The following is a 14599-nucleotide window of genomic DNA, read 5'->3' on the forward strand; positions in this document are numbered from 1 at the left end:
ATTACTTTTAACGGAAATACGAATCATGCGCATTACTATTTACACTCGAGATGATTGTGTTCAGTGCCACGCCACCAAACGGGCGATGGAGAGCCGCGGCTTTGAGTTTGAGATGGTGAACATTGATCATGTACCGGATGCCGCAAACCAGCTGCGTGCGATGGGCTTTCGCCAGCTGCCGGTGGTGGTTGCAGGCGAGACAAAGTGGTCCGGCTTCCGCCCGGATATGATTAATCGTCTCAGCGCAGCCGCATGAGCACGCTCGTCTACTTCTCCAGCAGCTCGGAAAACACCCATCGCTTTATTGAGCGTCTTGGGCTGCCGGCGGTGCGCATTCCGCTTAACGAACGTGAGCGCATTCAGGTAGACGAACCCTATATTTTGGTGGTTCCCAGTTATGGCGGCGGCGGTACGGCAGGCGCTGTGCCGCGCCAGGTGATCCGCTTTTTGAACGATCCGCATAATCGGGCGTTGATTCGCGGCGTGATCGCCGCCGGCAATCGCAGCTTTGGCGATGCGTTTTGCCGCGCGGGCGATGTGATCGCGCAAAAATGCGCGGTGCCCTATCTCTATCGGTTTGAATTGATGGGGACTGCGCAAGACATCATCAACGTGCGAACAGGAGTAAGCGAATTTTGGCAACGACAACCGCAGAACGCGTGATGCAGAGCACGCCCGATTTCCACGCCCTGAATGCCATGCTCAATCTTTACGATCGCGATGGCCGCATTCAGTTTGAAAAAGACCACCAGGCGGTGGAGGCGTTTATGGCGCACCACGTTCGCCCCAACAGCGTTCACTTTGCGAGCCAGGATGAGCGCCTTAACTGGCTGGTGGCGGAAAATTATTACGATGAGAGCGTGCTCGCGCGCTATGAGCGGGCGTTTGTCATCGATCTGCTGGCGAAAGCGAAGGCGCGCGGTTTCCGCTTCCAGACCTTCCTCGGCGCCTGGAAGTTCTACACCAGCTACACGCTGAAAACCTTCGATGGCAAACGCTATCTGGAAGATTTTGAAGATCGCGCCTGCATGGTGGCTTTAACGCTGGCGCAGGGCGACACCGCGCTGGCGCAGGAGTTGGTGGAGGAGATCCTCTCTGCCCGCTTCCAGCCCGCGACGCCAACCTTCCTCAACTGCGGTAAAAAGCAGCGCGGCGAACTGGTCTCCTGCTTCCTGCTGCGCATTGAAGACAATATGGAATCAATTGGCCGCGCGGTGAACTCCGCCCTGCAACTCTCCAAACGCGGCGGCGGCGTGGCCTTTTTGCTCTCGAATCTGCGTGAAGCCGGCGCACCGATCAAACGCATCGAAAACCAGTCTTCCGGCGTGATCCCGGTGATGAAGATGCTGGAAGATGCCTTCTCCTATGCTAATCAGCTGGGCGCGCGCCAGGGCGCGGGTGCGGTCTATCTGCATGCGCATCACCCCGATATTTTGCGTTTTCTTGATACCAAGCGCGAAAACGCCGATGAGAAGATCCGCATCAAAACTCTGTCGTTAGGCGTGGTGATACCGGATATCACCTTCCAGCTGGCGAAAGAGAACGCGCAGATGGCGCTCTTCTCCCCCTACGATGTGGAACGTCTGTATGGCAAGCCGTTTGGCGATATGGCGATCAGCGAAAACTACGAGCAGCTGGTTGCCGACGAGCGGGTGAGCAAAAGCTGGATCAACGCGCGCGACTTCTTCCAGACGCTGGCAGAGATCCAGTTTGAGTCCGGCTACCCCTACATCATGTTTGAAGATACGGTTAACCGCGCCAACCCGATTGCCGGGCGCATCAACATGAGCAACCTCTGCTCGGAGATTTTGCAGGTTAACAGCGCCTCAACCTTTGATGACAACCTCGATTACGCCGACACCGGGCACGATATCTCCTGTAATCTTGGCTCGCTGAATATTGCCCACACCATGGATTCACCCGATTTCGGTCGCACCGTTGAGACGGCAATCCGCGGTTTAACCGCCGTCTCCGATATGAGCCATATTCGCTCGGTGCCGTCGGTGGAAGCGGGCAACGCCGCCTCCCATGCGATTGGGCTTGGGCAGATGAACCTGCACGGCTATCTGGCGCGCGAAGGCATTGCCTACGGCAGCCAGGAAGGGCTCGATTTCACCAACTTTTACTTCTACACCATCACCTGGCATGCGCTGCATACCTCGATGATGATCGCCCGCGAGCGCGGCCAGACCTTTGCCGGTTTCCCCGCCTCTCGCTACGCCAGCGGCGAGTATTTTGACCGCTATCTTGAAGGCGACTGGCAGCCGAAAACCGATAAAGTGCGTGCGCTGTTTGCCCGCGCGAATGTCACCATCCCGACGCGCGAGATGTGGCAACAGCTGCGCGAAGAGGTGATGCGTTACGGCATCTATAACCAGAATTTGCAGGCGGTGCCGCCGACCGGGTCGATCTCCTATATCAACCATGCGACATCGAGTATTCACCCGATTGTGTCGAAGATTGAGATCCGTAAAGAGGGCAAAACCGGGCGCGTTTACTACCCTGCCCCGTTTATGACCAATGAGAACCTGGCCCTGTATGAAGATGCCTATGAGATTGGGCCAGAGAAGATCATTGATACCTACGCCGAAGCGACGCGCCATGTCGATCAGGGCCTGTCACTGACGCTCTTTTTCAAAGATACCGCCACCACACGCGACATCAACCGGGCGCAAATTTACGCCTGGAAAAAGGGCATTAAGACGCTCTACTACATCCGCCTGCGCCAGCTTGCGCTGGAAGGTACCGAAATCCAGGGCTGCGTCTCCTGTGCGCTATGAGGAAAACACGATGAACCCACTCTCCCGCGTCAGCGCGGTGAACTGGAACAAAATCCAGGATGATAAAGACCTCGAAGTGTGGAACCGGCTGACCAGTAACTTCTGGCTACCGGAAAAAGTACCGCTGTCGAACGATATTCCGGCCTGGCAGAGCTTAAGCCCGGCCGAGCAGCAGCTGACAATCCGCGTGTTTACCGGGCTGACGCTGCTCGACACCATTCAGAACACCGTTGGCGCACCGGCGCTGATGCCGGATGCCGCCACGCCTCATGAAGAGGCGGTGCTCTCCAACATCAGCTTTATGGAGGCGGTGCACGCCCGCTCGTATAGCTCCATATTTTCGACGCTTTGCCAGACGCGCGATGTCGATGCCGCGTACGCCTGGAGCGAAGAGAACAGCGCCCTACAGCGCAAAGCGCAGATCGTGCTGGGCCATTACCGCGCTGACGATCCGCTGAAGAAGAAGATCGCCAGCGTCTTTCTGGAGTCGTTTCTCTTCTACTCCGGCTTCTGGCTGCCGATGTACTGGTCAAGCCGCGGCAAGCTGACCAACACCGCCGACCTGATTCGGCTCATCATCCGCGATGAAGCGGTGCACGGTTACTACATCGGTTATAAGTATCAGAAAGGGTTAGAGAAAGTGAGCGAGGCCGAGCGCGAGTCGCTGAAAAGCTTCGCCCTCGATCTGCTGATGGAGCTGTACGATAACGAGCTTGCCTACACTGACGAACTCTATGCCGACAGCGGCTGGGCCGAAGAGGTGAAAGCGTTTCTCTGCTACAACGCGAACAAGGCGCTGATGAACCTCGGGTATGAGGCGCTCTTCCCGCCGGAGATGGCGGACGTCAATCCGGCGATATTGTCAGCGCTGTCGCCCAACGCCGACGAAAATCACGACTTTTTCTCCGGCTCCGGCTCGTCGTATGTGATGGGTAAAGCCGTCGAAACGGAAGACGAAGACTGGAATTTTTAAATATTCTCTCCTCTCGCGCTGCGGGAGGAGAATATCCCCCCGTTTTTTAATTCACCACTATTTATTCCGCCCCATCTAAGCTGATTCTTAGCAAAATAACTATGGAGCTCTGCGCTGTCATGGTTTGTTCATATTCCGCAAAATCATCTCCATTCAGGCTAATTTTTCTGTCCAATTCGAAAAAATGATTACCCGCGCCAGCCCTTATATCATGGGAAATAATGCCATTTGACTGCATGGAAATTCTGTAAAGCGCGGCACAGAAGGGTTGTCTCAGATGGAGAGTGTGGTAGGGTATGACCAGTCAAATATATTCATTGGGTAGCGTATCGAAATAATAAATAACAGGAACTCTATTATTGCATGGCAATTAAATTAGAAGTTAAGAATCTCTATAAAGTATTTGGCGAGCATCCGCAGAGAGCTTTCAAATATATAGAAAAAGGACTTTCGAAAGAAGAAATACTGGAAAAAACGGGTCTGTCGCTTGGCGTGAAAGACGCCAGTCTGGCCATTGAAGAAGGCGAGATATTCGTCATCATGGGGTTATCCGGCTCGGGTAAATCCACTATGGTACGCCTTCTCAATCGCCTGATTGAACCCACCCGCGGGCAGGTGCTGATAGATGGCGTCGATATTGCCAAAATATCCGATGCCGAGCTACGCGAGGTGCGCAGAAAAAAGATTGCAATGGTCTTCCAGTCATTCGCGCTAATGCCCCATATGACGGTGCTGGATAATGCCGCATTTGGTATGGAATTAGCCGGCACGCCCGCGCAGGAGCGCCAGGAAAAAGCGCTCGACGCACTGCGCCAGGTGGGGCTAGAAAATTATGCCCACGCCTACCCGGATGAACTCTCCGGCGGTATGCGCCAGCGCGTCGGATTAGCCCGCGCATTAGCCATCAATCCCGATATCTTATTAATGGATGAGGCCTTCTCCGCGCTCGATCCCTTAATTCGTACCGAGATGCAGGATGAGCTGGTAAAGCTACAGGCGAAACATCAGCGCACCATTGTCTTTATTTCCCACGATCTTGATGAAGCGATGCGCATTGGCGACCGGATTGCGATTATGCAAAACGGTGAAGTGGTGCAGGTCGGCACGCCGGATGAGATTTTAAATAATCCGGCCAATGATTATGTGCGCACCTTCTTCCGCGGCGTTGATATTAGCCAGGTGTTCAGCGCGAAAGATATTGCGCGCCGTACGCCCGTGGGTCTGATCCGTAAAACGCCCGGTTTCGGCCCGCGCTCGGCGCTGAAAGTGTTGCAGGATGAGGACCGCGAATATGGCTATGTCATTGAGCGCGGCAATAAGTTTGTCGGCATTGTCTCCATCGACTCCCTGAAAGCGGCGCTGGCCGCCGCGCAGGGGATCGAGGCGGCGCTGATTGACTCCCCGCTTGCGGTGGAGGCAGACACGCCGCTCAGCGAACTGCTCTCCCACGTCGGACAGGCGCCCTGCGCGGTGCCGGTGGTGGGTGAAGAGCAACAGTACGTGGGCATCATTTCGAAACGAATGTTGCTACAGGCTTTAGATCGCGAGGGGGCAAACAATGGCTGATCAAAACAATCCGTGGCAGAGCGCACCGGCAACCGATAACGCCGCACAGTCGGCAGATGCGTGGGGCGGCGGTGCAGCAGCACCCGCCGACAGCGGCAGCGCTGACTGGCTTAACAGCGCCCCGGCACCCGCGCCGGAACACTTCAACATTATGGATCCGTTCCATAAAACCCTGATCCCGCTCGACAGCTGGGTGACGCAGGCGATCGACTGGGTGGTGCTCCACTTCCGCCCGCTCTTCCAGGGCATTCGCGTGCCGGTGGATTACATTCTCAGCGGCTTTCAACAGCTGCTGCTCGGTATGCCATCGCCGGTGGCGATTATTCTCTTCTCGCTGATCGCCTGGCAGATGAGCAGCGCCGGAATGGGCGTTGCAACGCTGGTGTCGCTGATTGCCATTGGCGCTATTGGTGCCTGGTCGCAGGCGATGATTACGCTCGCCCTGGTGCTTACCGCGCTACTGTTCTGCGTGGTGATCGGCTTGCCAATGGGGATCTGGCTGGCGCGCAGCCCGCGGGCAGCGAAGATCGTTCGCCCGCTGCTGGATGCGATGCAGACCACTCCGGCGTTTGTCTACCTGGTGCCGATTGTGATGCTGTTCGGCATCGGTAACGTGCCGGGCGTGGTGGTGACGATTATCTTCGCCTTGCCGCCGGTGGTGCGCCTGACGATCCTCGGCATTAACCAGGTGCCGGCCGATCTGATTGAAGCCTCGCGATCCTTTGGTGCCAGCCCGCGCCAGATGCTGTTCAAAGTTCAGCTGCCGCTGGCAATGCCAACCATTATGGCGGGCATCAACCAGACCCTGATGCTGGCGCTGTCGATGGTGGTGATCGCCTCGATGATCGCCGTTGGCGGGCTGGGGCAGATGGTGCTGCGCGGTATTGGTCGCCTTGATATGGGCCTTGCCAGCGTTGGCGGCGTCGGGATTGTGATCCTCGCGATTATTCTTGACCGCCTGACCCAGGCCGTGGGTCGCGACTCGCGCAGCCGCGGTAACCGCCGCTGGTATCAGACTGGCCCACTCGGCCTGCTGACCCGTCCCTTCGCCAAATAATTTTGCTGCCCGGCGCACCGGCCGGGCAACAACATCACACCTGAAAAATAAGGAATAACGATGCGACATAGCGTACTTTTTGCCACAGCGTTTACTACCCTTCTCTCCACCAGCGCTTTTGCCGCCGATCTGCCGGGCAAAGGCATTACCGTTAAGCCGTTTCAGAGCACCATCGCCGAAGAGGCGTTCCAGACGCTGCTGGTTAGCCGCGGCCTTGAAAAGCTCGGCTATACGGTCGAAAAACCGGATGAAGTGGATTACAACGTTGGTTACACCTCGATGGCGGCAGGCGATGTCACCTTTACCGCCGTCAACTGGCAGCCGCTGCATGATGATATGTATGCCGCCGCCGGGGGCGATAAGAAGTTCTACCGTGAAGGCACCTATGTGACCGGCGCGGCGCAGGGCTACCTGATCGACAAGAAAACCGCCGATAAGTACCACATCACCAATATCGAGCAGTTAAAAGATCCGAAAATCGCCAAACTGTTCGACGGCAACGGCGACGGTAAAGCCGATATGATGGGCTGCTCGCCGGGCTGGGGCTGTGAAACGGTGATTAACCACCAGCACAAAGCCTATGGCCTGGAGAACACCGTTACGGTCAACCACGGTAACTACTCGGCGATGATGGCGGACACCATCACCCGCTTTAAAGAAGGGAAACCGATCCTCTACTACACCTGGACCCCGTACTGGGTGAGCGATGTGCTGAAGCCGGGTAAAGATGTCGTCTGGTTGCAGGTACCGTTCTCCTCCCTGCCGGGCGAGCAGAAAAATATCGATACCAAACTGCCGAACGGCATGAACTACGGCTTCCCGGTGAACACCATGCACATTGTTGCCAATAAAGCCTGGGCGGAGAAAAACCCGGCGGCAGCGAAGCTGTTCGCGGTAATGAAACTGCCGCTGGCGGATATCAACGCGCAGAATGCGATGATGCACGCCGGTAAAGCCTCAGAAGCAGATGTGCAGGGCCACGTTGATGGCTGGATCAAAGCCCATCAGCAGCAGTTTGATGGCTGGGTGAAAGAGGCGCTCGCCGCGCAGAAGTAACGCGCTGACTCTTTGACCTTCTCACGCGCCATCGGGTTATCGCCCGGTGGCGCGTTCGTTTATCCACTCAGGGTGCACAGATAACAACACGCGCCGCCGGGCAATTGTCTATGATGGATTTCTGACAAAAAACCTCATTGATAGTTGATACCTATGACAAAAACTCACCACGGTCCTAGCCCGGCGCTGATTGCGCTGATGTCGATGGCAACCGGTCTCGCCGTTGCCAGCAACTACTACCCGCAGCCGCTGCTGGATACCATCGCTAACGCCTTTTCGATCACCGCAAGCCAGGCCGGGTTTATCGTCACCGCCGCGCAGCTTGGCTACGCCGCCGGGCTACTGCTGTTAGTGCCGCTTGGCGATATGTTTGAGCGGCGCACATTAATTGTGGTGATGACGCTACTCTCAGCGGGCGGGATGCTGATTACCGCCAGTAGCCCATCGCTCGGCCTGATGATTCTGGGGACGGCACTCACCGGCCTCTTCTCGGTGGTGGCGCAACTGCTTGTGCCGCTGGCCGCTACGCTTGCCACGCCCGAGAGCCGTGGGCGAGTGGTCGGCACGATTATGAGCGGCCTTCTGCTGGGGATTTTACTTGCGCGCACCGTCGCCGGGCTGCTGGCAAGCCTCGGCGGCTGGCGCACCGTTTACTGGGTCGCCAGCGTATTGATGGTGCTGATGGCGCTGGCGCTCTGGCGCGGCCTGCCGAAACTCAAGTCTGAAACGCACCTTAATTACCCGCAGCTGCTCGGCTCCGTCTTCACCCTTTTCGTCAGCAATAAACTGCTGCGCACCCGCGCGCTGCTTGGCTGCCTGAGCTTTGCCAACTTCAGCGTATTGTGGACGTCGATGGCCTTTCTGCTCGCCGCGCCGCCGTTTCACTTCTCTGATGCGATGATCGGTCTGTTTGGCCTGGTGGGTGCCGCCGGTGCATTAGGCGCGCGTCAGGCGGGCGGGCTTGCGGATCGCGGCAAAGGCCATCTCACCACCACAGGTGGTCTGGTGCTTCTGCTGCTCTCTTGGGTGGCAACCTGGTTTGGTCACAGTTCCGTCTTAGCGCTGATTATCGGCATTATCGTGCTCGATCTCACGGTACAGGCAGTGCATATCACTAACCAGACGATTATCTACCGCGTTAACCCGGAAGCGCGTAACCGGCTCACAGCTGGCTACATGACTAGCTACTTTATCGGCGGTGCCGCAGGGTCGCTGATTTCGGCCACGGCATGGCAGCATGCGGGTTGGGCTGGCGTCTGCGCTGCGGGCGGTATCCTGGCTCTGCTGAATGTGCTGGTGTGGTGGCGAGGATATCGCCATACGGAGGCGCAGAGCTAAGCAACCGCTCACGTTTAGGCAATTCGGTGCCAAACCGGGGTGTTAACACGTCCGTCACTCTGCTAAGGTTATAGGACTTGTTTATCCCGGTTATATTAACGTGGGTGATATATAACAAACTTTATGGATATGGATCGTTCATTGAATTACACCGCCGGGCCTGAAAAGGCGGCATCACAGACGGAAGGCATCACAAACCGCCTGCCCCCTATTGTTAGCCACCCCGCCGTGGCATTTTCCTTCGTTTTATACGCCCGCTTCGCCGGTCGCCATCTCTGGCATCGTCACCGCCCTCTCTTCTTCACGCTAGTGAGCGCACTGCTGTCCGGTGTCGCCTGGAAATTTCTGCCACATGCATAGATAGAGCAAATTTATTAGCACAAATAATACATTTACTTTATTTGTCACCGTCGTTACTATATCGACTGCAATTAATGAGGTTATACCCAAATGGATAGTTCGTTTACGCCCATTGAGCAAATGCTTAAGTTTCGCGCCAGCCGCTATGAAGATTTCCCTTTTCAGGAGATTTTATTGACCCGCCTCTGTATGCATATGCAGGGCAAGCTGCTGGAAAACCGCAATAAGATGCTGAAAGCGCAGGGCATTAACGAGACACTGTTTATGGCCCTGATTACCCTTGAGTCGCAGGAAAATCACAGCATTCAGCCGTCGGAGCTGAGTAGCGCGCTGGGCTCGTCACGCACCAACGCTACCCGTATCGCCGATGAGCTGGAGAAGCGCGGCTGGATTGAGCGCCGCGAAAGCGACAACGATCGCCGCTGTCTGCATCTGCAACTGACCGACAAAGGGCATGAGTTCCTGCGTCAGGTTCTGCCACCGCAGCACAACTGCCTGCATCAACTCTGGTCAACCCTGACCAACGCTGAGAAAGATCAGCTCGAGCAGATCACCCGTAAGCTTCTGTCGCGTCTCGACCAGATGGATGAAGAAGACGTGGTCCTCGAGGCGCTGCGCTAACGCGATAAGCAGCTTTAGTTTCCAGGATGAGCAATGTGAAGGGCCAGCTAAGCTGGCCTTTCTGACGAAAGGTCGGTACACGCCGACATAACTAAAAATAAGATCGTGGAGAGAATCATGAGCGCAAATGCGGAGAGCCAGACCCCGCAGCAACCGGTCAAAAAGCGCGGTAAACGTAAAGGATTGCTGCTGTTACTGACCTTGCTCTTTGTTGTTATTGCCGTGGCATACGGAATTTATTGGTTTTTAGTCCTGCGTCATTTTGAAGAGACGGACGATGCGTATGTAGCAGGCAACCAGGTACAGATCATGTCGCAGGTTTCCGGCAGCGTGACGAAAGTCTGGGCCGACAACACCGATTTTGTGCAGAAAGGCGATGTACTGGTGACGCTTGATGAAACCGATGCCCGCCAGGCGTTTGAAAAAGCGCAGACCCAACTGGCCACCAGCGTGCGCCAGACCCGCCAGTCGATCATCAACAGCAAACAACTCCAGGCGAGCGTTGAGCTGAAAAAGACCGCCCTTGCGCAGGCGCAGAGCGATCTTAACCGCCGCGTGCCGCTTGGCAGCGCGAATCTGATTGGCCGCGAAGAGTTGCAGCACGCCCGTGATGCGGTTGCCAGCGCGCAGGCCGCACTGGATGTCGCGGTTCAGCAATATAACGCCAACCAGGCGATCGTGCTGGACACGCCCCTTGAAGAGCAGCCTGCGGTGAAGCAGGCGGCGACTGAAGTACGTAATAGCTGGCTGGCGCTGCAACGCACCAAAATTGTCAGCCCGCTCACCGGGTATGTCTCCCGCCGCGCGGTTCAGCCTGGCGCGCAGATTTCTGTCACCACTCCGTTGATGGCCGTGGTTCCGGCGACCAACCTCTGGGTGGATGCCAACTTTAAAGAGACGCAGCTTGCGCATATGCGCATTGGCCAGACCGCTACCATTATCAGCGATTTTTATGGCGATGAGGTTGAGTACAAAGGCAAAGTGGTCGGTCTCGATATGGGTACCGGCAGCGCCTTCTCCCTGCTGCCCGCGCAGAACGCGACCGGGAACTGGATCAAAGTGGTTCAGCGACTGCCGGTGCGTGTTGAGCTTGATGCCCAGCAGCTCTCAGATCACCCGCTGCGTATTGGCCTTTCCACGACGGTGAAAGTCGATACCTCGGCGCGCGATGGCGCCGTGCTGGCGAAGCAGGCACGCACCACGCCAGCGTATGAGAGTAACGCGCGGGAGATCAATCTTGAGCCGGTCAACACGCTTATCAATAACATCGTGAAAGCCAACGCCGGGTAATCTTATATGAGTGCCATGCAACAGAAACCGCTGGAAGGCGCGCAGCTGGTCATTATGACCATTGCACTTTCACTCGCGACCTTCATGCAGGTGCTGGATTCCACCATCGCCAACGTGGCTATCCCGACGATCGCCGGTAACCTTGGCTCCTCGCTGAGCCAGGGGACCTGGGTGATCACCTCCTTCGGGGTGGCGAACGCCATCTCAATTCCGATTACCGGCTGGCTGGCGAAACGCTTCGGCGAAGTGCGGCTCTTTCTCTGGTCAACGGTGGCGTTTGCCATCGCCTCCTGGGCGTGCGGCGTCTCCAACAGCCTTGGGATGCTGATCTTCTTCCGCGTTATTCAGGGGATTGTTGCCGGGCCGCTGATCCCGCTTTCGCAGAGCCTGTTGCTGAGCAACTACCCGCCGGCGAAGCGCTCTATCGCGCTGGCGCTCTGGTCAATGACGGTGATTGTTGCGCCGATTTGCGGGCCGATCCTCGGCGGCTATATCAGCGATAACTACCACTGGGGCTGGATCTTCTTTATCAACGTGCCGATTGGCGCGCTGGTGGTGCTGTTGACGCTGCAAAGCCTGCGCGGACGTGAGACGCGTACCGAGCAACGGCGTATTGATGGCGTAGGCCTCGCATTGCTGGTGGTCGGTATCGGTAGCCTGCAGGTGATGCTCGACCAGGGGAAAGAGCTGGACTGGTTCAACTCGACAGAGATTATTGTGCTGACGATTGTCGCGGTGATCTCCCTGAGTTTCCTCGTGGTGTGGGAGCTCACCGACGATAACCCGATTGTCGATCTCTCGCTGTTTAAGTCGCGGAACTTCACCATCGGCTGCTTGTGTATCAGCCTTGCCTATATGCTTTACTTCGGCGCGATTGTCTTGCTGCCGCAGCTATTGCAGGAGGTGTATGGCTATACCGCAACCTGGGCCGGGCTGGCGTCTGCGCCGGTCGGCGTGATCCCGGTGCTGCTGTCGCCGATTATTGGCCGCTTTGCGCATAAGCTGGATATGCGCCGGCTGGTGACCTTCAGCTTTATTATGTATGCGGTGTGCTTCTACTGGCGCGCCTATACATTTGAGCCGGGAATGGATTTTGGCGCGTCAGCGTGGCCGCAGTTTATTCAGGGCTTTGCCGTGGCCTGCTTCTTTATGCCACTGACGACGATTACCCTCTCCGGGTTGCCGCCGGAGCGGCTGGCTGCGGCCTCCAGTTTGTCGAACTTTACGCGAACGCTGGCAGGCTCGATCGGGACATCCATCACCACCACGCTGTGGACTAACCGTGAATCGATGCACCATGCGCAGCTGACGGAGTCCGTTAACCCCTACAACCCGAATGCGCAGGAGATGTATAACCAGCTGCAGGGAATGGGGATGTCGCAGCAGCAGTCATCAGGCTGGATTGCCCAGCAGATCACCAACCAGGGGCTGATCATTTCGGCGAACGAGATTTTCTGGGTCTCGGCGGGGGTGTTCCTGATCCTGCTTGGCCTGGTGTGGTTTGCCAAACCCCCGTTTGGTGCAGGCAGCAGCGGCGGCGCGCATTAACACCAAATAAAAACGCCTCCGCAGGGAGGCGTTTTTTTATTTCACGATACCGAGGATCTCAAGCGTCATAATCGACGCCACGCCCGGTGGCACCATGCCCGGGATCCCCTGCTCGCCGTAAGCCAGCTCAGCGGGGGTATAGATTCGAATCCGCCCCCCGACCACCACTTTTTCAATCCCTGTGCGCATCAGCGGCGGCAACTCGCTAATCCGCCCGCTGTGTACCGCGCCGCGCGACAGCACCTTGCCGGAGCTCAGTTTCTCATCAACCCGAAAGCGGATCACATCCCCGGAAAGCAGCGCAACGCCCTGCCCTTTTTTCTCCACCAGATAGATGATGCCATTGGCGGTGCGCTCAGCGCCTTTCAGCTTTGCCGCCTCGGCGAGCAGCTTTTGTGCCTGCTTCTTGTTCTGCGCCAGCTCGTTTTTCTGCGCATCGCCCATCTTTTTATTCAGGCTTTGCAGCACGTTTTCGATATCGTCGCTCTTCATTTGCAGGCTGCCAGCGAACTTATCCTGAAAGCCCTGTAAAAACGCCTCTGGCAGATATTTTTGCCCGGAGTGGGTCAGCGTGACGCTCTCCTGCTGCGCTTTCGCCGCAAACCAGGCGCCCCAGGCGTAGTTCATCTTCGCGGCGGAGGATTTGTTCTCTGTCAGCAGATAGTGGCTCTGCGCTTTTGGCGGCGCTAACGGCGCAGCACTCTTCTGCGCAGCCTGCGCTTTCTCCTCTGTGCGCTGCTTAAGCTGCGCCTCCAGCGTGGCGATACGCGCGGCCTGGTCGCTGACCTGTTTTGTGGCGAGATCAAGCTTGCCGCTCATCTCCTCTTTGGCCTGGGTGAGTTGCTTCACCTGCTCAGCGTTTTGCGCCGGTGCTACGGCGGTGTGCTGCTGGCCCTGCTTTTCCCGCGCTTCCAGCTGCTGCTGGCGGTTTTTCAGCTGCTGCTCCAGTTCGCTGTTTGCTGTACGAAACGCCTGCAGCGCTTGTGTGTCATCGGCGTGCTTCTGGTTCGTCTGCGCCAGTTGCTGCTGGCTGGTCTTGAGCTGTACTTCCAGCTGGCTTTTCTCATCACGCAGATGTTTGAGCGCGTCGCTCTCATCGGCAAGCTTCTGCTTCGTTTCGGCAAGTTGCTGAATATGCGTCTGCAACTGCTGCCTTAACGACGCACTCTCTTTTGCCACCGCATCCTGCTTAGCGGGCAGCACAATCGTCGTAGCCCGCTGCTTTTTCTTCAGCGCGGCGATCTGGCGTTGCGCTAATGCAAGCTTACGCTTCAGCCGCGCGACTTCCTCACGCTCTGCCGCACTCTCACTCGCCTTACTCTGCACCTCCACGGGTGGTGCAGGCGTCGCGCTCGGCTGCGCCGAAAAGCGATCGTTAATAAACGGAGATTGAGGTGTAACGGCGATAATCTTCTCTTTATTTAACTGCTCAAGTAATGCAGCCGGATCGGCACGAACCCCGGAGGATGAAATAGCTGATAGCAATACAGCTGACGAATATAATAATTTTCTCATAACTGTTTCAGTGCATTTGCGCGCCGGGACATGTTAACGAATACCGCGCTGCGTACGCGCGAACAAACAACTTCAATTTTGTTATCAATTTCCGTCTTCATTATTTCCGCCGAGTTGTTATCAATAATCGGCTGGTTTTTTTTGTAGACTTCATAACTTTGATTAAGGGTGGTGAACTGCTGTTTGTAGGTTTCAAATGCCGTTTTGTCGAGCCCCTGCAGGGCGGTAAGCAGTTCATAGCACTGCTGCGTCTCCTGCTTCTGCGGCGCATCCTGCACCAGCGCGGGTGCCTTTGATTTAACACAGCCGGTTAATGTGAGTGAGAGACAAAAAGAGAGACATAAGTAAGAGATGGGTGAGCGCCGCATAATATCCTCGTCATTCAGGCATTCTTTTCACTGAAATAGATGCAGAAAATAAATACAGAAGGTACACGTTCGCCTAATAGCGACGTGCGGTGCAAACTATCATGGCAAGATTGAAATAACAATAAGA

The 14599-nt window shown here is 56.4% G+C and carries 13 protein-coding genes; 11 read left to right on the plus strand and 2 right to left on the minus strand.

Features of this window, described 5'->3' with window-relative positions:
* Nucleotides 1-25 precede the first annotated feature (25 nt).
* The 11 genes from nrdH (at nt 26) to emrB (ending at nt 12589) form a co-directional block, all read left to right on the plus strand.
* Nucleotides 26-256 carry a glutaredoxin-like protein NrdH gene (gene nrdH, locus N7V53_RS18485; protein WP_279794387.1) on the plus strand — a complete coding sequence of 77 codons (231 nt, stop codon included), beginning with the start codon at nt 26-28 and terminating at the stop codon, nt 254-256.
* Complete coding sequence (gene nrdI, locus N7V53_RS18490) at nt 253-663, plus strand: class Ib ribonucleoside-diphosphate reductase assembly flavoprotein NrdI (protein WP_279794389.1); 411 nt, start codon at nt 253-255, stop codon at nt 661-663. The genes nrdH and nrdI overlap by 4 nt, the downstream gene beginning before the upstream one ends.
* Nucleotides 636-2780, plus strand: coding sequence for a class 1b ribonucleoside-diphosphate reductase subunit alpha (gene nrdE, locus N7V53_RS18495; RefSeq protein ID WP_279794391.1), 2145 nt, complete (start codon nt 636-638; stop codon nt 2778-2780). The genes nrdI and nrdE overlap by 28 nt, the downstream gene beginning before the upstream one ends.
* A gap of 10 nt (nt 2781-2790) precedes the next feature.
* A complete protein-coding gene (nrdF, locus tag N7V53_RS18500) occupies nt 2791-3753 on the plus strand; it encodes a class 1b ribonucleoside-diphosphate reductase subunit beta (protein ID WP_279794392.1) in 963 nt (320 codons plus the stop codon).
* 363 nt (nt 3754-4116) lie between these two features.
* Nucleotides 4117-5319, plus strand: coding sequence for a glycine betaine/L-proline ABC transporter ATP-binding protein ProV (gene proV, locus N7V53_RS18505; protein WP_279794393.1), 1203 nt, complete (start codon nt 4117-4119; stop codon nt 5317-5319).
* On the plus strand, nt 5312-6376 hold the full coding sequence (gene proW, locus N7V53_RS18510; protein ID WP_279794394.1) for a glycine betaine/L-proline ABC transporter permease ProW: 1065 nt from the start codon (nt 5312-5314) through the stop codon (nt 6374-6376). The genes proV and proW overlap by 8 nt, the downstream gene beginning before the upstream one ends.
* A 60-nt stretch (nt 6377-6436) precedes the next feature.
* Nucleotides 6437-7432, plus strand: coding sequence for a glycine betaine/L-proline ABC transporter substrate-binding protein ProX (proX, locus tag N7V53_RS18515; protein ID WP_042712559.1), 996 nt, complete (start codon nt 6437-6439; stop codon nt 7430-7432).
* A 153-nt stretch (nt 7433-7585) separates the two neighbouring features.
* Entirely contained in the window at nt 7586-8770 is a 1185-nt protein-coding gene (locus tag N7V53_RS18520) for an MFS transporter (RefSeq protein ID WP_279794397.1), read from the plus strand.
* Between the two features lie 450 nt (nt 8771-9220).
* Nucleotides 9221-9751 carry a transcriptional repressor MprA gene (gene mprA, locus N7V53_RS18525; RefSeq protein ID WP_023480518.1) on the plus strand — a complete coding sequence of 177 codons (531 nt, stop codon included), beginning with the start codon at nt 9221-9223 and terminating at the stop codon, nt 9749-9751.
* A gap of 117 nt (nt 9752-9868) precedes the next feature.
* Nucleotides 9869-11041 (plus strand): multidrug efflux MFS transporter periplasmic adaptor subunit EmrA, encoded by a 1173-nt coding sequence (gene emrA / locus N7V53_RS18530; RefSeq protein ID WP_279794399.1) that lies wholly within the window; start codon nt 9869-9871, stop codon nt 11039-11041.
* Nucleotides 11042-11056: 15 nt separating this feature from the next.
* Complete coding sequence (emrB, locus tag N7V53_RS18535) at nt 11057-12589, plus strand: multidrug efflux MFS transporter permease subunit EmrB (protein ID WP_023480531.1); 1533 nt, start codon at nt 11057-11059, stop codon at nt 12587-12589.
* Nucleotides 12590-12625: 36 nt separating this feature from the next.
* On the opposite strand, the gene N7V53_RS18540 is transcribed toward emrB, so the two are convergent.
* Both N7V53_RS18540 and N7V53_RS18545 read right to left on the minus strand, forming a co-directional pair.
* Nucleotides 12626-14104, minus strand: a complete 1479-nt coding sequence (locus tag N7V53_RS18540) for an FKBP-type peptidyl-prolyl cis-trans isomerase N-terminal domain-containing protein (protein WP_279794400.1) — start codon at nt 14102-14104, stop codon at nt 12626-12628.
* Nucleotides 14101-14472 (minus strand): hypothetical protein, encoded by a 372-nt coding sequence (locus N7V53_RS18545; RefSeq protein WP_023480542.1) that lies wholly within the window; start codon nt 14470-14472, stop codon nt 14101-14103. The genes N7V53_RS18540 and N7V53_RS18545 overlap by 4 nt, the downstream gene beginning before the upstream one ends.
* Between the last annotated feature and the right edge of the window lie 127 nt (nt 14473-14599).

This window comes from Kosakonia sp. HypNH10 (assembly GCF_029850615.1).
Lineage (GTDB): Bacteria > Pseudomonadota > Gammaproteobacteria > Enterobacterales > Enterobacteriaceae > Kosakonia > Kosakonia cowanii.